Annotated in this window: 11 protein-coding genes; 8 read left to right on the forward strand and 3 right to left on the reverse strand. The window is 70.3% G+C overall.

Features of this window, described 5'->3' with window-relative positions; genetic code table 11:
• Positions 1 to 10 precede the first annotated feature (10 nt).
• The 4 genes from ELQ40_RS03565 to ELQ40_RS03580 all read left to right on the forward strand — a co-directional run bounded on the left by ELQ40_RS03565 (position 11) and on the right by ELQ40_RS03580 (position 11,246).
• Positions 11 to 1,660: a cell wall metabolism sensor histidine kinase WalK gene (locus tag ELQ40_RS03565; protein ID WP_127792441.1), complete on the forward strand. Its 1,650-nt coding sequence runs from the start codon at positions 11 to 13 to the stop codon at positions 1,658 to 1,660.
• Positions 1,657 to 2,775: a hypothetical protein gene (locus ELQ40_RS03570; RefSeq protein WP_127792442.1), complete on the forward strand. Its 1,119-nt coding sequence runs from the start codon at positions 1,657 to 1,659 to the stop codon at positions 2,773 to 2,775. The genes ELQ40_RS03565 and ELQ40_RS03570 overlap by 4 nt, the downstream gene beginning before the upstream one ends.
• 94 nt (positions 2,776 to 2,869) lie before the next feature.
• Positions 2,870 to 5,092: an MMPL family transporter gene (locus tag ELQ40_RS03575; RefSeq protein ID WP_127792443.1), complete on the forward strand. Its 2,223-nt coding sequence runs from the start codon at positions 2,870 to 2,872 to the stop codon at positions 5,090 to 5,092.
• A 385-nt stretch (positions 5,093 to 5,477) separates the two neighbouring features.
• The gene (locus tag ELQ40_RS03580; RefSeq protein ID WP_164863462.1) at positions 5,478 to 11,246 is read left to right on the forward strand and encodes a peroxidase family protein; all 5,769 of its coding nucleotides are present in this window, start codon (positions 5,478 to 5,480) and stop codon (positions 11,244 to 11,246) included.
• A 130-nt stretch (positions 11,247 to 11,376) separates the two neighbouring features.
• Here the strand turns inward: ELQ40_RS03580 and ELQ40_RS03585 are convergent, their stop codons facing one another.
• The 3 genes from ELQ40_RS03585 to ELQ40_RS03595 form a co-directional block, all read right to left on the reverse strand.
• Complete coding sequence (locus ELQ40_RS03585; protein WP_240665925.1) at positions 11,377 to 11,613, reverse strand: hypothetical protein; 237 nt, start codon at positions 11,611 to 11,613, stop codon at positions 11,377 to 11,379.
• Positions 11,614 to 11,708: 95 nt separating this feature from the next.
• Positions 11,709 to 12,176: an ATP-binding protein gene (locus ELQ40_RS03590; protein WP_127792445.1), complete on the reverse strand. Its 468-nt coding sequence runs from the start codon at positions 12,174 to 12,176 to the stop codon at positions 11,709 to 11,711.
• A gap of 46 nt (positions 12,177 to 12,222) precedes the next feature.
• A complete protein-coding gene (locus ELQ40_RS03595) occupies positions 12,223 to 14,688 on the reverse strand; it encodes a phosphoketolase (RefSeq protein WP_127792446.1) in 2,466 nt (821 codons plus the stop codon).
• Between the two features lie 234 nt (positions 14,689 to 14,922).
• Here ELQ40_RS03595 and ELQ40_RS03600 point away from each other — a divergent pair, with 234 nt between their 5' ends.
• The 4 genes from ELQ40_RS03600 to ELQ40_RS03615 all read left to right on the forward strand — a co-directional run bounded on the left by ELQ40_RS03600 (position 14,923) and on the right by ELQ40_RS03615 (position 18,817).
• Positions 14,923 to 15,552 (forward strand): TetR/AcrR family transcriptional regulator, encoded by a 630-nt coding sequence (locus ELQ40_RS03600; protein WP_127792447.1) that lies wholly within the window; start codon positions 14,923 to 14,925, stop codon positions 15,550 to 15,552.
• A 237-nt stretch (positions 15,553 to 15,789) separates the two neighbouring features.
• Positions 15,790 to 16,995, forward strand: coding sequence for a CaiB/BaiF CoA-transferase family protein (locus ELQ40_RS03605; protein ID WP_127792448.1), 1,206 nt, complete (start codon positions 15,790 to 15,792; stop codon positions 16,993 to 16,995).
• Complete coding sequence (locus tag ELQ40_RS03610) at positions 16,992 to 17,768, forward strand: electron transfer flavoprotein subunit beta/FixA family protein (RefSeq protein WP_127792449.1); 777 nt, start codon at positions 16,992 to 16,994, stop codon at positions 17,766 to 17,768. Before ELQ40_RS03605 ends, ELQ40_RS03610 begins: the two co-directional genes overlap by 4 nt.
• Positions 17,769 to 17,779: 11 nt before the next feature.
• Positions 17,780 to 18,817, forward strand: a complete 1,038-nt coding sequence (locus ELQ40_RS03615) for an electron transfer flavoprotein subunit alpha/FixB family protein (RefSeq protein WP_127792450.1) — start codon at positions 17,780 to 17,782, stop codon at positions 18,815 to 18,817.
• Positions 18,818 to 18,934: the final 117 nt, after the last annotated feature.

The raw sequence follows: 18,934 nt of genomic DNA on the forward strand, positions 1-18,934 counted from the left end.
GGTCTGAGCGATGTCGACGGAAGCTGCGACCGCCACGCCGGATCGCGGCTTCGACGTGATCGGGAGCGTCTCGCGGGTCCGCACCGTGTGGATCTGGCAGCTGCTGTTCGCCGCCGTCGTCACGATCATCGTCCTGGCGGGATACCTGCTCGACCCGGCCTTCCTCACGATCGAGCCCCTCATCGCCGGCGTGATCGGCGTCTTGACGACGACGATCGCCGCGCTCGTCACGCCCTGGGCCAGGTTCCCCGAATCCGCGGCCACGATCGTGCCGTACCTCGACATCGTCTGGGTGGGGCTGCTGACGTTCAGCATCGACCTGCGTCTCTCGCACCTCTGGGTCTTCCCGATCACCTGGCTCGCGTCGCAGTTCTCACTGGCGCGGCTCGTGGCGGGCGTGGGCTTGGTCGGCGTCATCGCCATGATCGAGGTGCACGCGAACGAGAGCGCGGCCGCCAGCGCGCTCCGGGTGCTGATCACCGTCCTCGCGCTCACCTTCGTCGGCATCGCCGTGCACGTCACGGCACGGCAGGGTCGCGCCTACCGGACGCTCGTCGGCCGGCAGGCCGGACGGGTCAGGCATTCGCTCGACACCGTCATGGTCGAGCAGCGCCGGGTGCGCGACATGCTCGACGCCGTCCACATCGGGATCGCCCAGGTGAGTGCGGCCGGTGAGCTGCTCTCGTCGAACGCGGCGTATCGCGCGCTGTACGCGATCGACGAGTCGGATCCGAACCGCCCGGCGCGCTCGGTGGAATACGACGCCCTCCGCGGGGCCGCCCTGCGCGGCGCGCAGCGGACGTTCGCCCGCGCCACTCGGGGCGAGGAGTTCGAGAACGAGGCGGTCTGGCTCTTCGATCCGGACGGGCGATGGCATGCGCTGTCGGTCGCGACGCGTCGGCGGCATCCCGGCGCCGGAGAGCAACCCAGCACCATGATCATCGCCGAGGACATCACCGAAGTGATCGCCGCGGGGAAGCGCCGCGATGCCCTCGCGGCGGTCGTCTCGCACGAACTGCGCAACCCCTTGACCGCCATCCTCGGCCACACGGATCGGCTGCTCGAGGACACCGGCCTCGACGAGTCCGCGCGCAAGCGGCTGGTCGTCATCGAGGAGGCGAGCGACCGGATGATGCGCCTCATCGACTCCATCCTGGAGACCCGTCCCGACCAGGCCACGCGCGCCGATCGGGATGCACGCGCCGTCACGGACCTGCGCGAGATCCTCGAGGCGTCGCTGGAGTCCTTCACCGCGCCGTCCGCCGAGCGAGGTGTGCGGGTCGTCGCGGACTACGCCGACGACCTGCACCTCTTCGGTGACGCGTTCCGGCTGCGACAACTCGTCGACAACCTCGTCGGCAATGCGATCAAGTACACGCCCCGCGGCGGCACCGTCGACGTGACGGGCCGGGCCGAGGGCGACGTCGTCGTCGTGACGGTCCGCGACACCGGGATCGGCATGGAGCCGACGGACGTCGATCGCGTCTTCGAGCCGTACTTCCGCGGATCGGCGGCCGTCGACAGCGGGATCCCCGGCACCGGCCTCGGGCTCGGCATCGTCCGGCACATCGTGGACGCACACGCGGGCACGATCGAGATCGCGAGCGAACTCGGTTCGGGAACGCTCGTGACCGTACGAATTCCTGCGGAGGCCACATGACCCCGGTATCCGTCGATGCCTCGCTGGTGCTTCCGGTGCTGGCAGCGCTCTCCTGCATGCTGATGATCGGCCTCGGCTTCCTGTATCGGCCGTCGCTGCCGAACCTGCTGTGGTCCGTCATGTTCCTGGTCGTCCTGCTCTCGAGCATCGGCCAGCTCATCGGCCAGGCGACCGGGGTGACCTGGCTCGAACACGCGTCGGAGGGATTCACCCTCGGGGCGGCCGCGTTCGCCTGGTCGGGCCTTCGAGCGGCGCGCGGCGTGCGGCCGTTCGCGTGGACCGGGCCGATCGTGTGCCTCGTGTCAGCGGTCGCGCTGGGCATCATCGCCGAGCAGACCTCGGTGGAGGACCCGATCCACGCGCTCGCGGACGGGCTCGTCTACCTGTTCGGCGCGATCTGGGGAGCAGCGACGGTCTACGAACTCCGGCGTCGGCCCGAACGCGGCGGGGGACTGCTGATCCCGTTGGTCGTCATCTCCGGCATCCTTCCGGTCCTCGCCGTCGCGGGCCTCGTCGTCGCATCGCTCGAGACCGTACTCGGGCCGATCGAGGACCTCATCCCCGACCTGACCGCGATCGGGGAGATCGTGTACGTCGTCTGCGCAATGGTGACGCTCCTCCCGTTGGCGAGGGATCCTTCCGCCCGCCCGGCGGGCGGAAGCAGTCACTTCCGGAACTCGGCCGAAGACCGGCTCGCACGGGCGGAAGCAGCCGGCGAGCGGTCGTGGTCGGTGCTCGCGATCTCGCTCGATGACGCGGACGTGCTCAGGGAGGCGATCGGCGAGGACCCGTTCCGCCATGTCGTCGAACGACTCGCGGCCGACATCACGGCGGCGTTCCCCGCCGATGCGGACATCGGCACCGACGGGTCGTCCGGCTTCCTCGTCCTCCTCTCCCGATCCGACGCCGCCGTGCGCGAGCACGTGCGGGACCTCCTCGCGCGGGCCACGACGATCTCGCTGGAGTCCACGCTGACCGTGGAGTTCGCGGTGAGCGTCGGGTGGGCCGATGTCCGGACCACGGGCTACGCGCTCGACGACCTCACTGCGGTCGCGCGGCGCGCGAGGGCGGAGGCGAGGGCTTCCGGCGGCAATCGCTGGCACCACGCGGACTGACCCGATGCGGAAACCGCGCTGAAAAGTCGGGCAAAAGTTTGCAATTCGCAAGGCCGCTCCTTACATTGGCCTGACGAAGACTCTGGGGGTCAGCATGGACGGTGCGACGACGGACCGGAGCACGGTGCACCGTGGCAGGCGCGTCGGTATCACGATCGGGATCATCCTCGTCTGGGTCGTGCTCTTCCTCGCCGGCGGGCGGATGTTCAGCCAGCTCAACGACCTCGGCACGAACGACCGCGTCCAGTTCCTCCCCGACACCGCGGAGTCGACGCAGGTCGATCAGCTCGACAACGTGTTCCGTGCCCAGGGGTACTCGTACGCGGTCGCCGTCTTCACCTTCGATGAACCGCTCGACGACCACGCGGCCCCGTTGATCGAGCGTCGCATCCAGCAGATGCCGCCGATCGAGGGTGCATCGATCTTCCGCTCCACGCCGCTCATCGTGGCGGACGATCGGCTCGCCGCGGAGTTCGTCGTCCCGGTCGACTCGCAGGGCGCCATCGACGAGACCGTGTCGGCGTTGCGTTCCGGCCTGACGACCGCGGTGCCGGATGCGACGGCGGTCTACATCACCGGTGGCGCGGGCTTCGCCGCCGACATCATCTCCGCGTTCTCGGGAATCGACGGCCTGCTGCTGCTCGTGGCCCTGGGGGCGGTCCTGCTGATCCTGATCATCGTCTACCGATCACCGCTGCTGCCGCTGATCGTGCTCTTCACGAGCCTGTCGGCCCTGTGCGGCGCCGTGCTCGTCGTCGCCGGACTGGCCCGGACCGGTGCAGTGCTGCTCGCCGGGCAGACCCAGGGCATCCTGCTGATCCTCGTCGTGGGCGCGAGCACGAACTACGCGCTGCTGTACGTCAGCAGGTACACCGAGGCGCTGGCATCCGGTCTCGGCCGCTGGGACGCGACCACCGCGGCGCTCCGAGGGACCTGGAAGCCCATCCTCGCGTCCGGGGCGACGGTGATCGCGGCGCTCATGGTGCTGCTCCTGAGCGAGCTCGGATCCAACCGCACGCTCGGCCCGATCGCGTCGATCGGGATCGTGTTCGCCATGCTGGCCTCGTTCACGCTGCTGCCGGCCCTGCTGCTGTGGGCGGGGCGGGCCGCGTTCTGGCCACGACAACTGACCGCGCCGCGCGATCCGGAGGCGCTGCTGGACGGCCCCGGGGTGTGGCCGCGCCTCGCGCGGTTCGTGGCCGCGCACCACCGGAAGGTGTGGATCGGCTCCGCGGCGCTGCTGGTCCTCATGTCGTTCGGCCTGACGCAGCTGAAGGCCGACGGCGCACCCTCGAGCGAGTACGTGCTCGGCCAGTCGCAGGCGCGCGACGGGCTCGCGGTACTCGCCGAGCACTATCCCGCCGGGTCGGGCACTCCCGCGATCGTCGTCGTCGAGGCGGAGTCGATGCTCGATACGACGGCGACGATCCTCGCCGTGGACGGCGTGGATCACGTGCGCGTGGCCACGTTGGGCGGACCGACGCCCGTCACGCCGGACGGCGTCCAGCCGTTCGCGGCGGGGTCGGGGATCGCGTTGGCGCCGATGGTGGTCGAGGGCGACGTCCTCCTCGAGGCGACCCTGACCGACGCGGCCGATACTCGCGCGGCGGAGCAGACCGTCCGCGAGCTCCGCTCGGCGCTCGACGCGCTCGATCCGGGCATCCTGGTCGGCGGTCAGACCGCGATCGACCTCGATGCGAACGAAGCGGCGTCGCGGGACCGCGGGCTCATCGTGCCGGCCGTGCTGCTGGCCGTGCTGCTCGTGCTCGTGTTCCTGTTGCGATCGCTCATCGCGCCGGTGATCGTCATCGGCAGCGTCGCGCTCTCGTACGCCGCCGCGCTCGGCGTCTCGGCGCTGGTCTTCCAATACGTCCTCGGCTTCACTGCCGCGGATCCGACGGTGCCGCTGTTCGCCTTCGTCTTCCTGATCGCGCTCGGCGTCGACTACAACATCTTCCTGATGACCAGGGCGCGCGAGGAGACGCCGGCGCACGGCGCGCGCGACGGGATGCTGCGCAGCCTGATCCTCACCGGCGGGGTCATCACCTCGGCAGGCATCGTGCTGGCGGCGACGTTCGCGGCGCTCGGCGTGCTGCCGCTGCTCTTCCTTGCGCAGATCGCGTTCATCGTCGCATTCGGCGTCCTGCTCGACACGTTCCTGGTGCGAACGCTGCTGGTGCCGGCACTGGTGTACGACCTCGGTCGGCGCACGTGGTGGCCGGGCGCGCTCTCTCGCGCGCGCGGCGCGGCCGACGAGCCGCCCGACGCGCCCGTCGATCCTTCCGCGCAGCCGGAACGCGAGCCGGCGATCTACTGAGCGGCCGACCGGGCGACGGCCCCTGGCCGACCCGCTGACGGACCCGTGCCGGGGCCGGTCGGCGACGCGAGAGCTGCACCCCGGCGCCCCTTGGGCGGCATTCCGGACGGGATGACACCGCCCCTGTTTTGGGGGCACGGAATCCCGATCGCGACCCCAAGATTCGCTTGAGATTAACTGAACTTCGGATAAAGATCAGGTTCATCGTCGACAGGTGTCGACGGTGTTCTGCAACCCGAACGTGCGAAGCGCAACGCCTGAGTCACTTCGCCAGTACGAAGGGGTACGACCCGAAATGGACGCCATCACGCAAGCTGCTGGGGACATCTCGCTCGGAAGATGGGCGAGGTGGCGTCGGATACTGGCCCTCCTCACGGCGAGTGCCGTGGCGTTCACGCTGATGCTGGCGATACCTCCGCAGTCTGCCGAGGCCGTCACCGACGAGGACCCGTCGTTCGTCCTCACACAGAACGACCTCGAGTTCATCCTCAGGCAGATCCAGATCTCGGAGGCGCACGCCGCCGACGAGCTGAACCCCTCCAACTACGAGCTCCTCTGCCTCGACCAAGGCGACACCGCGCAGAACTGCGTGTCCGACGCCATGCGGCCCAAGGGTGTGCGAACGGTCGACGGCTCGTACAACAACCTGTTGGTGGGTCAGACCGGATACGGATCGTCGAGCGTCGCGTTCCCGCGCCTCCTCGAGGCCGAGTGGCGCCAGGCCGACCCGGAGGTCGCCGAGCTCGGGTTCGAGCCGAATGCACCGGCCGACATGGCCGCCTGTGCCGCGGGCACCACGTGCTACGCCCAGACTCAGGGCAACGTGTTCGACGCCGACCCGCGTACGATCAGCAACCTGATCGTCGACCAGTCGACCGCCAACCCCGCCATCCAGAACCAGGTCGAGGCCGGCACGGCGATTCCGGTGCCGGGCACGGATCGCGTCGTCACGCCGAACACCGCGCCCGACGAGGAACTGTCCGCACCGTTCAACACCTTCACCGGGTTCTTCGGCCAGTTCTTCGACCACGGACTCGACCTGGTCGGCAAGGCCGGCAACGGCCAGATGATCGTCCCGCTCGCCGAGGACGACCCGCTGTTCTGCCCGCCGGAGGGCGTCCGGCCCGGTGAGTCCGCCCAGTGCGACCCCGAGGCCAACTACATCACGCTCTCGCGTGCGACGCGGATCGACGAGACGTCGACGGAGCACAAGAACCTGACGTCGCCCTTCATCGACCAGAACCAGACCTACAGCTCGCACCCCGCGCACCAGGTCTTCCTCCGCCACTACGTGCTCGAGGGCGGTGTACCGGTCGCGACCGGTCGTCTCATCGAGGGCGTCAACGGCGGAATGGCCAAGTGGCGCGATGTGAAGGCGCAGGCTCGGCAGATCCTCGGCATCAACCTCACCGACGCCGACCTCCTCGACGTCCCGCAGGTGCTCGTCGACCCGTACGGCAACTTCGTCCCGTCGCCCGAGAACGGCTACCCGCAGCTGCTCACGGGAGACCCCAACGCCCCGACGCTCGTCGAAGGCATCCCGGGCGGTACCGGCGTCACGGTTCCCGCCGACGTGCTGGGAACCGGGCACGCGTTCCTCGACGACATCGCCCACGGCTCGACGCCCGTGGCTGACGAGGGCAGCGGTGAACTGCTTCCGCGCTTCAACGAGGACGGCACGCCCGTGCTCGACGAGAACGGCGAGCCCGTGCTCACCGGGTACGACAACGCGACGCTGGACGAGCACTTCATCGCCGGCGACGGTCGCGTGAACGAGAACATCGGCCTGACCGCCGTGCACTCCGTGTTCCACGCCGAGCACAACCGCATGGTCGGCCAGATCATCGACGTGCTCGACGGTGCACGGCCCGAACTGGAAGCGCAGGACTCCGCAGAGCGCGGCGGCATCGCCGAGTTCGCCAGGGCCTTCCGCGGCGAGCCCCACTCGTACGTCTCGGACAAGCCGGAGGAGAACCTCCCCGGCTACTTCGCGGCGGGCACCGACCCGGCTTCGCTTCCGGACGGCTGGAACGCCGACGACTGGTCGTACGAGGAGCGCCTGTTCCAGGCGGCCAAGTTCGCGACCGAGATGCAGTACCAGCACCTCGTGTTCGAGGAGTTCGGTCGCAAGATCTCGCCGAACATCGATGCGGTCGTCTTCAACGAGAACAGCTACAACCCGGGCATCAATCCCGCGATCACCGCGGAGTTCGCCCACGTCGTCTACCGCTTCGGCCACTCGATGATGACCGAGGAGATCGGCCGTGAGGCGGTCGAAGGCGGAGCAGCGATGCAGGATGTGCCACTCCTCACCGGATTCCTCAACCCGACCTTGTTCGACGAGAACGGGGCGCTCACTCCCGAGGAGGCGACCGGATCGCTCATCAACGGCATGACGTCCCGGATCGGCAGCCAGATCGACGAGCACATCGTCGACGTCCTGCGGAACAACCTCCTGGGGCTTCCGCTCGACCTGGCGACGCTCAACCTGCTGCGTGGTCGCGACACCGGTGTTCCGGGCCTGCAGGACGCACGTCGGTCGTTCTTCGCGGCGACCGGTGAGCCGATCCTCGCGCCGTACACGAGCTGGGACGACTTCGGTCGCAACATCAAGAACGGCAACAACTTCGGTCGTGCCGGCGAACGTGCGTCCCTCGTGAACTTCGTGGCGGCCTACGGCACGCACCAGTCGATCCTCGATGCGGCCACGCTCGAAGAGAAGCGGAACGCTGCCGCACTGCTGGTCAACGGTTCGCCCCTCGGCGAGGAGTTCGTGCTGACGCTCGCGGGGGCCGATCGCTTCCAGACGGCGGCCCTCATCAGCCAGCGCCAGTTCCCGTCGCCCGGTGACGGAATCCCGGTGGTGTACATCACCGACGCGATGAAGTTCCCGGACGCCCTGGCGGGCGGCGCCGCGGCACGCGCCGAGGGCGGACCGATCCTGATGGTGGCCAACCGTCTCGACGGCGACATCCCGTTCTCGACGGCCGAAGAGCTCACTCGCCTGAACCCCGCGAAGATCGTGGTTCTGGGTGACTCCAACTCGGTCACGGTGAACACCCGAGAGAACCTGCGGGCGTACACACGAGACGACGACGTCGAGGTGGTCGGCGGCGTGGACCGGATGGAGACCGCAGCGATGATCAGCGAGCGGTTCGACCCGGGCACGCAGGGCGTGGAGCGCGTGTTCATCGCCGATGGCAACAACTTCCCCGACGCGCTCGCGGCGGCGGCGGTCGCAGCCCGCGACGGTGTCCCGATCCTCCTGACGCACCGCGATGCGCTGCCGACGGCGACGCGCGGGGCGCTCGAGCGCCTCAACCCGCAGGAGATCATCATCCTCGGAAGCACCGCCTCGATCAGCGCGGCCACGGAGGCCGCGATCCGCACCTACGCGGATCCCGGCGACACGCGTCGCATCGCGGGAGTGGACCGTTTCCAGACCGCGGCGATGATCACGCAGGAGTTCTACGAGCCCGGTGTCGAGAAGCTCTTCATCGCGAACGGACGGAACTTCCCCGACGCACTCGCGGCCGGGCCCGCAGCGGGACTCTTCGACTCGCCCATCCTCCTGGTGGACCCGTCGTACATCCCCGCGGACGTGCTGGCCGAGATCGAGCGGCTCAACCCCGCGCAGATCGTGGTGCTGGGCGGTCCGACGAATGTCGGCCCGGCAGTCAAGTCGCAGCTCGCGACGCACGCGCCCGAGCCGTTGACGCCGCCGGCCGACCGCGAGGACTTCCTGTTCAGCACCGGCGCATGGGCCGGGGTGAACACGGGACTCGACAACGTCGACTTCTGGACCGGCGGTCTCGCGGAGCGGCTCGACCCGTTCGGCGGCATGCTGGGCTCCACGTTCAACTTCGTCTTCGAGACGCAGTTGGAGAAGCTCCAGTTCGGCGACCGGTTCTACTACCTGTTCCGCAACGAGGGCGAGCAGCTGTTCGCCGGCCTCGAGGGCAACACGTTCTCGGACATGATCCAGCGGAACACGGACGCCTCGCACCTGCCGGCCGACATCTTCGCGCTGGCCGATCCGATCCTCGACATCGAGGAGCAGGCGGCACTGCCGGCGGCGGAGCGCGAGCCCGGGCTCAGCCTCATCGGCGGCCAGTGGCGCTGGCAGGGTGACGAGCACGTCGAGATGCACGCCACCGCCGAAGCGGACAACCTCCGCGGCGACGAGGGCGACGACAGCATCTGGGGGTACGGCGGCGATGACCGCATCGAGGGCGGAGCCGGCAACGACTCGCTCGTCGGCGGCCAGGGCCACGACATCCTCACGGACTCGTTCGGCGACGACAACCTGAAGGGCAAGCAGGGCAACGATGCGATGCACCTCGGCTCGGGCATCGACCTCGGCATCGGCGGGATCGGTGACGACTTCGTGGTCAAGGGTGCCGACGACGGCTCGACGATCTTCTCCGGAATGGGCGACGACGTCGTACTCGGCGGCACAGGTCGGATCACCGTCCTCGGCGGCGAGCACGACGACTGGGTGGAGGGTTCCGGTCACGCCGACCTGCTCCAGGGCGACAATGCGGACCAGTTCCAGAACGACACCCTGGGCGGCGACGACATCGTGATCGGCAGGCTCGGCAACGACGACATCGAGGGTGAAGGCGGCAACGACGTCCTCGTCGGCGTCGGCGTCGGCACCGACCGCCACCACGGCGGCCTCGGTTGGGACTGGCTCACGTACTACGGTCAGAGCACCGGCGTGACCTCCGACTGGGCGTTCAACCGGGTGTTCGAGCCGAACAACCCGCTGCCGTCCAGGTTCGACCTGCTCGAGGCGCTGTCCGGCGGCTCCGGCAACGACACCCTGCGCGGACCGATCACCGAGGCCGACGACCTGTCGGAGAGCGAGATCGAGCTGAACAAGGCGACGGAGGAGGTGATCGACTCGATCGGCGGCTTGGAGGACATGCTGCGACCGGTGATCGACGTCGACGGCACCCCCGTCGCGTTGGGCGACTTCTCGCTTCCGTTCCTGCGGGGAGCGGTCGAGTCGGATGCCGACGGCGTGCACAAGGTGATGATCGCCGGCCCGGGCAATGACACGGTCGAGGGTCGAGGCGGCAACGACTACCTCGACGGCGACAAGATGCTCCGGGTGCGACTGACGGATGGGACGGACTTCTTCGACAGTGCGTCGCAGCTGCAGGCACGCGTGTTCGCCGGCACGCTCAACCCGGGTGACATCGACATCGTCCGTGACATCGTGGACGACCCGAATGCGGAGACCGCGGTCGACACCGCGTTCTACCGGAACACGTTCGCGTCGTACACGATCACCCCGATCGGGCCGCTCGGCTCCGGGTACTGGCGAGTCGAGCACACGCAGGTCGCCGAGCCGGAGGAGAGCGACGGTGTCGACGTGATCCGAGGGTTCGAGCGCCTGCAGTTCACCGACGGATGTGCGGAGCTGGCGGAGGACGGCACCAGCTGGGTCTCCTGCGCACCGACCGCAGCCGTCACGATGGACCCGACGGCGCCGGTGGAGGGCGACCCGGTCACGGCCTCGGTCTGGCAGGTCGACGGAGCAGGCGACCCGACGGACGTGCCGTTCGACCTCTCGCAGGTCACGAACGTGCGGTACGCCTGGTGGGGCGGCGAGGGCGACACGGTCGACACGGTGACGGAGTGGGAGGAGATCCCGAACCCGCTCGGTTCCGGTTCGTCGGTGTTCGTTCCGGACCAGCTCGCGGTCGGACTGTTCCTGCGGGTGACGGTGAGCTACACCGCACCGGACGGGACGTTCCGGACGACGACCTCGGCAGTGTCGGACGCACAGGTCGCGGAGGGGCCGACGGGACCGGGAACGCTGGTGATGCTCCACGCGAACCCGCTCACGCCGGGCCTCGCGATCCCGGCCGGAACGCCGACCGACCCTGACGGCGGCATCGCCGAGGACACGGTGCTCGAGTACCAGTGGTCGTGGACCGACACCGATCCGAACGTCGAGGGCGCGACCCCGGTCTGGACCGACTACCCGCCGGAGGCGGTGGTGCCCCCGGGTTCCGCGTTCACGCCCACGGCGGAGGACATCGGTCGCTGGATCCGGGTGACGATCTCCTACACCGACGGTGGGGGAACGGCCGATCAGGCATCCGATTGGACGGACGTGCCGGTGACTGCGCCGGCGCCCTGATCCGACGGGTCGCGCGATCTCAGTCAAGCTGATACCCCGGATCGCGAATGACCCGAAAGGAACGGGCGGACACCACCCCTCGGTGTCCGCCCGTTCCGCCTGTGCGGCGTGAGGTCGAAGCGATCAGCGATCAGGCGGAGTCGGGGTCGTCCTCCGCCTCGCCGGGGAGCGACGCATCCACGATGCCGATGCCCACCGCGTGGTGATCGGCGTGCGGGTCGTCCGGCTGCTCGGCTCGCGGTTCCGAACCCGGCTCCTTCTCGGTGCTGGGCTCGTCGAGCTCGTCGTCCGAGACCTGGTCGTCCCCTCGTACCTGGTCGTCCTCCGGCACCTGGTCGTCGTCGGGGTTCGTGGCATCCGTCGTCATGTCGGCCTCCGTGGGTCGGGTGGTTCCGTGAATGGTTCCCATCTGAGCAGGCCGCGACCGCGGATGCCAGCGGTTGACGTCGCGCCAGGGCCCGGTCACCCCGTTCGCACGAGCTCGTGCGGCTCCTCGTCGCCGGGGAACTCGAAGCCGTCGACGTAGTCGCGAAGCGACCGCTCGTCGAGGTGCAGGTTGTTCGCATCGGCGTGGTCGAGGCGCCGCCGCATCCGCTCGACCAGCACCTCGAACGGCGCATCGACGACGACCAGCCGCGGGACGCCGCGCGCCCGGCGGACCAGCGCCCGGAAGTCGTCGCGGATCGCGCGCGTCGAGAGCGAGGCGTCGAGCACCACGGGAACGCCGTCGCCGACGGATGCCCCGAGCCGGTCGCGCACCCGCCGGTCGGCCTCGTCGAGCACCTCGCGGGTGGCGTGCGAGCTGTCGTGGCCCAGCGCCCACATCTCCTCGTCGTACGAGAGGCGCAGGTACCCGCGAGCCTCGAGGGTACGCGCGTAGGTCGTCTTGCCCGCGCCGGCGACCCCGCACAGCAGCACCACGTCGGTCATGCCCGCCAGCCTACGGAGGGCCCGGTCGCGGTGGGGAGCGAACCGCTCAGCGGTTGTCGTCGCCCGTGTCGCCGAGCCCGCTGCCCCCGGCTCCCGAGCCGTTCCAGCTCCAACCGGTGACGGCCGGGTCGTCCTCCCCGTGCGCTCGGGTGTACGCCCGGGCGCGGAGCCGGGAATCCTGCATCTCCTGCCGGAGCGGCCCCTCGCGGTCGGCGAGTCCCGGAACCCGATCGATGACGTCGATGACGAGCTGGAACCGGTCGAGCTGGTTCAGCATGACCATGTCGAACGGCGTGGTGGTGGTGCCCTCCTCCTTGTAGCCGCGCACGTGGATCCCGCCGTGGCCGTGCCGCTTGTAGGTGAGGCGGTGGATGAGCCACGGGTAGCCGTGGTACGCGAACACGATCGGCCGGTCGGCCGTGAAGATCGCATCGAAGTCGTGGTCGGACAGGCCGTGCGGGTGCTCGGTGTCGTTCTGCAGGCGCATCAGGTCGACCACGTTGACCACGCGGACGGCGAGCGACGGGATGCGGTCGCGCAGGATGCTCGCGGCGGCGAGCACCTCGAGCGTCGGCACGTCGCCGGCGGCGGCGAGCACCACGTCGGGCTGTTCGCCGGGGCGTTCGGTGCCGGCCCAGTCGAGCAGGCCAAGGCCGCGGGTGCAGTGCACGATCGCCTCGTCCATCGTGAGCCAGTTCGGCGCCGGCTGCTTGCCCGCGACGACGACGTTCACGTAGTCCACCGTGCGCAGGCAGTGGTCGTAGGTCGACAGCAGCGTGTTCGCGTCGAACGGCAGGTAGACCCGCACGACCGCGGCCTTCTTGTTCACGACGTGGTCGATGAACCCCGGGTCCTGGTGCGAGAAGCCGTTGTGGTCCTGCCGCCAGACGTGCGAGCTCAGCAGGTAGTTGAGCGAGGACACGGGCCTGCGCCACGGGATCTTCTTCGACGAGTCGAGCCACTTCGCGTGCTGGTTGAACATCGAGTCGACGATGTGGATGAACGCCTCGTACGAGTTGAACACGCCGTGCCGGCCGGTCAGCAGGTAGCCCTCGAGCCACCCCTGGCACTGGTGCTCGCTCAGCATCTCCATCACCCGGCCGGCGCGCGCGAGGTGGTTGTCGGCCTCGTCGATCGGCCACAGCTGCGCGTTCCACTGCTTGTCGGTCACCTCGTACACCGCCTGGAGCCGGTTCGACGCGGTCTCGTCGGGTCCGAAGATGCGGAAGTTCGTCGGGTTCGCCGAGATCACGTCCCGCAGCCAGGTGCCGAGCACCGCGGTCGCCTCGCTGGTCGTCTCGCCCGGCGACGGCACGTCGACCGCGTACTCGCGGAAGTCGGGCAGCCGCAGCTCGGTGCGCAGCAGCCCGCCGTTGGCCACGGGGTTCGCGCTCATGCGCAGGTCGCCCTGCGGGGCCAGCGCGGTCGCGAGCGGCACCGGCGCACCCGACTCGTCGAACAGTTCATCGGGGCGGTATGAGCGCAGCCACGATTCGAGCAGTCGCAGGTGCGCCTCGGTGTCCCGCGCGTTGGCGAGCGGAACCTGGTGAGCCCGCCAGTTGTCCTCCGCCGGATGACCGTCGATCTCCGCGGGGCAGGTCCAGCCCTTCGGCGTCCGCAGGATGATCATCGGCCAGGCGGGCCGGCCGTCGAGTGCGCCCGCCGCGGCATCCGCCTTGATCGTCGCGATCTGGTCGAGCACGACGTCGAGCGTCTCCGCGAACCGTCGGTGCACGTCGATCGGATCCTCGCCGTCGAAGCCGCCGGACACGAGGTACGGGGTGTGGCCGTACCCGCGCATGAGTTCGAGCAGTTCGGACTCGGGGATTCGCGCGAGCACGGTCGGGTTCGCGATCTTGTAGCCGTTGAGGTGCAGGATCGGCAGCACCACCCCGTCCTGCCGTGGGTCGAGGAACTTGTTCGAATGCCAGGCCGTCGCGAGCGGGCCGGTCTCGGCCTCGCCGTCGCCGACGACCGCCGCGACGAGCAGGTCGGGATTGTCGAACGCCGCACCGTACGCGTGCGAGAGCGAATAGCCCAGCTCGCCGCCCTCGTGGATGGATCCGGGCGTCTCGGGCGCGGCGTGGCTCGGGATGCCGCCCGGGAACGAGAACTGCCGGAACAGGGCTCGCAAGCCGTCCGTCGACCGGTCGATGTCGCCGTAGAGCTCGCTGTACGTGCCGTCGAGGTAGGTATTGGCGACCATGCCCGGGCCGCCGTGGCCGGGGCCCGCGATGTAGATCGTGCTGAGGCTGCGCTCCTGGATCACCCGGTTCAGGTGGGCGTAGACGAAGTTCAGCCCCGGCGTCGTGCCCCAGTGGCCGAGCAGGCGCGGCTTGACGTCGTCGCGGGTGAGTGGCCGGCGCAGCAACGGGTTGTCGAGCAGGTAGATCTGGCCGATCGACAGGTAGTTCGCCGCCCGCCACCAGGTGTCGAGCGCGTGCAGGGTCTCGTCGGTGAGCGGCTCACCGGAGCCCTCGGTCCATCCTTGCGCTGGTGCCCTCGTGCCCATGAATCCGCTCCGTCCCGCCCCGATCGGTTGCTCCGTCCAACGTCGCAGGTTCCGTGCGGCGGCACAATGGCCGGTGGAGCCGCGCAGTGGCCGGTGGAGCCGCGCAGTGGAGCACGCCGCACCGCCGCGATGCGTCGAGTCCGCGGATGCCGGGTCCACGCTGCTAGCCTCGGGCCCACGCGCGCGGCCGTGCGACGGGCCGGGCGCGTGTCGTCGAGGAGGACCGGAGGCCGGATGACTGTGGACGATGCCGTCACGACACCCGAGGCGGGCCGCCGCCCGGTGCAGGAGCGCGCGGTGCGCACGCAGGCCGCGATCCTCGACGCGGCGGTCGCCGTGCTCGCCGAGGAGGGGTACGCGGCCGCGACGACGGTGCGCGTGCAGGAGCGTGCGGGCGTCTCGCGGGGGCGTCTGCTGCACCACTTCCCGTCGCGCAACGAGCTGTTCGTCGCCGCGGTGCACCATCTCGCGTCGGCTCGCCTCGACGAACTGGTCGTCGAGTTCGAACTGCCGGATGACCCGGGCGCGCGCATCGACGCCGCGATCGAGGCGATGTGGGCCTCGAACGGGCAGCCCTACTTCGTCGCGTCGCTCGAGCTGTGGCTGGCGGCCCGGCACGACGAGGGCCTGCGGGCGGCGCTGCTGCCGACCGAGCGCCGGATGGGCGGCATCCTGCTCGAGACGCAACGGACGCTGTTCGGGCCCGAGCTGGCGGGGCATCCGGGCTTCGAGTCGCTCATGGAGCTGCTCGTGACGAGCATGCGCGGCACGGCGATCACCTATGCGATCACGAAGGCCGACCGGGCGAGCGAGCCGAACCTCGCGCTCTGGCGGGCGCTCGCGCGGGAGCGGCTGCTGGGCTGACCGGCGGGCCTGCGCGCCTGCTCGCGTGCTCGCCAGGGCGCGTCGGTCGAACTCCGGACGGATGCCTCCGGCGGAGGCGTGTCGCGCTCGACGCGCCGCGAACGGGCTTGGCTCCCCGGAGTTGCGGCGGGTGGCCGTGATCCTAAAAAGTCAGGCTTGACTGTTTTGGGTTTTCGCGGTGGAATGTCGGGGTACCGGCACCACCGGCCGGACTGATCTCGAAGGAGCGATCAGCGCGTGAACCCGACGACGGATGCCCCTCCCGCGGCAGTCCCCGCTGCATCGGCGGCGCCGAGCCCGCGCGCCGAGGCATCCGCTCAGCGAACGGGCCCGCTCCGAGGCATCCGAGTCGTGGAGTTCGGCGGCATCGGACCGGCGCCGTTCGCGACCATGCTGCTCGCCGACCTCGGTGCCGAGGTCGTGCGCATCGACCGGCCCGGGCCTGGCGGTGCACCCGTCGTCGACCCGGCCGACACCGTGCTGCGCGGACGCACGATCGTCGCCGCCGACCTGAAGGACGCCGAGGCCGCCGAACGGGTGCGCCGCCTCGTCGACCGTGCCGACGTGCTCGTCGAGGGATTCCGCCCCGGTGTCATGGAACGGCTCGGACTGGGACCCGACGACCTGCTCGCCCGCAACCCGCGACTCGTCTACGGGCGCATGACCGGCTGGGGCCAGCACGGGCCGTGGGCCGACCGCGTCGGCCACGACCTCAACTACCTCTCGATCACCGGGATGCTCCACGCCATCGGCCCCGCCGAGGCGCCCGCCGTGCCGCTCAACCTCGTCGCCGACTACGGCGGCGGCGCGATGTTCCTCGTCACCGGCATCCTCGCGGCGCTCGTCGAGCGCGCGGTGTCCGGGCAGGGGCAGGTCGTCGACGCGGCCATGGTCGACGGGGTCGGGCAGCTCTCGCACGTCTTCCGCGCCATGCTCGCCGCCGGCACGTGGAGCGACCGGCGCGCGCAGAACCTCATCGACGGCGGTGCCCCCTACTACTCGGTGTACGGGTGCGCCGACGGTGCGCATGTCGCGGTCGGCGCCCTCGAACCCGCGTTCTACGCGGCGCTGATCGCCGGACTCGGCGACGACCTCGAGCCCGGGGTCGCGGCGCTCGACCGCGACGACCGGGCGACGTGGCCCGCGCTCCGCGCCGGGCTCGAGTCGGCCTTCGCATGCCGCACCCGCGACGAGTGGGCGACGCACTTCGACGGCACCGACGCGTGCGTCACCCCGGTGCTGACGATGACCGAGGCGGAGGGGCATCCGCACCTCGTCGCCCGAGGCGTGTTCGGCGAGTGGGGTGGGCGATCCGCGCCTGCGCCGGCGCCGCGGCTCGACCGCACGCCGGCCGTCGAACCCGTCTTCCCGCCGCAGGTCGCCGCCGACGTCGGCGCCCTGATCGATGCGTGGGATGCCGCGCAGGAAGGTCCGAACCGATGAGGATCGTGGTGCTCGTCAAGGAGGTGCCCGACACGTACGCCGACCGCACGCTCGATCTTGAGACCGGGCTGGCTGATCGCGACGCGAGCGACCGCGTGCCCGACGAGATCGGCGAGCGCGCGCTCGAGGTCGCCCTGCGGTACGCCGACGAGCACCCCGACACGGAGGTGACCGTGCTGACGATGGGGGCAGAACCCGCTGGCGCGTCGATCCGGCGCATGCTCGCGATGGGCGCGGCGAAGGCCGTGCACGTCGTCGACGACGACCTGCTCGGTGCCGACCTCGGCCTCACCGCCGAGGTGCTGGCGCGCGCGATCGAGCGCATCGGGTTCGACCTCGTGCTCGCGGGCGACCAGTCGACCGACGGTTCGGGCGGCGTGGTCCCTTCGATGGTGGCCGAACTGCTCGGCGTGCCGCAGGCGACGAACCTGGGCTCGGTCGAACTCGACGAGGCGCGCACGACCGGGGTACGGGCGATCGACGGCGGCGTCGAGCGGGTCAGCGCGGAGCTGCCCGCGGTCGTCTCGATCACCGAGCAACTGCCCGACCCGCGCTTCGCGAACTTCAAGGGCATCATGGCGGCCAAGAAGAAGCCGATCGAACAGGTGTCGCTGGGTGACCTCGGCGTCGACGCCGAGGCCCGGGATGCGTCGCGCTCGATCATGATCGCGATCGCCGCGCGGCCGCCGAGACAGGCCGGAACCAAGATCGTCGACGAGGGGGATGCCGGCTCGAAGCTCGCCGCGTTCCTCGCCGAGAACCGGCTCGTGTGATGGAGGCGACGATGGAACCCCTGCCCGACGACGCGATCCTCGTGCTCCTCGACGTCGGACTCGACGGCGCGCTCGCGCCGAGCGCCGCAGGGCTGCTCGGCGCCGCCGCGGGCGTCGGCACGCCGGTCGCGCTCGTGCTCGTTTCCGGCGGGGACGCCGACGTTTCGGACGGCGGGGGCGATGCGGGCGGCGCTGCCGGCTCGGTCGGCGACGCGTTCGCCGCGGCGGCCGCCGAGCTGGGCGCCGTCCACGTGCTGCTCGCCGAACCCGCGGGACTGGGCAGGCAGGTCGCGGTGCCCGAGGCCGACGCCCTCGCCGCCGCGGCCGCACTCGTGCACCCCGACGCGGTGGTCTGCTCCCACTCGGTGCGCGGCCGCGAGATCGCCGGGCGCTTCGCCGCCAGGTCGCGTTCGGGCCTCGCCGTCGACGCCGTCGGGCTCTCGCGCGATGACGAGGGCGTCGTGGCCCACCACTCCGTGTACGGCGGCGCGTACGACGTGCGGTCGGCCGTGACGTTCGGCGCTCCCGTGATCACCGTGCGCCAGGGGGCGATCGACGCGAGGGCTCAGGCGCAACCGGTGCAGGCGCGCCGGATCGAGGTCGCGGCGAGCGGGATGCGCACGGCCGTCATCGAGTCGGTCGAGGCGACGGTCGCCGAGTCGACCCGCCCCGAACTCCGCGGTGCGGCGAGGGTCGTCTCCGGCGGGCGCGGGCTCGGCTCCGGCGAGCGGTTCGAACTCGTCGAGCGACTGGCCGACGCCCTCGGCGCCGCCGTCGGGGCATCCCGGGCCGCCGTCGATGCCGGCTACGTGCCGCAGACGCTCCAGGTCGGGCAGACGGGCGTCTCGGTCTCGCCCCAGTTGTATGTCGCGCTGGGCATCTCGGGCGCGATCCAGCATCGGGCGGGCATGCAGACCTCGAAGACGATCGTGGCGATCAACACCGACGCGGATGCCCCGATCTTCGAGATCGCCGACTTCGGCGTCGTCGGCGACCTTTTCGAGGTCGTGCCGCAACTCATCGACGCGCTCGAGTCGAGGAAGGCATGAGCACCGGCACGCCGACGCGCCCGCTGCGCCGCGGCCTTCCGCGAGTGCACGGCGGAGAGCCCTGGCCGCCCGCCGGCGTGGGGCCCGAGGCATCCGATGCGGTCGTCGACGTCGGCT

The organism is Agromyces sp. LHK192, from assembly GCF_004006235.1.
Taxonomy (GTDB): Bacteria; Actinomycetota; Actinomycetes; order Actinomycetales; family Microbacteriaceae; genus Agromyces.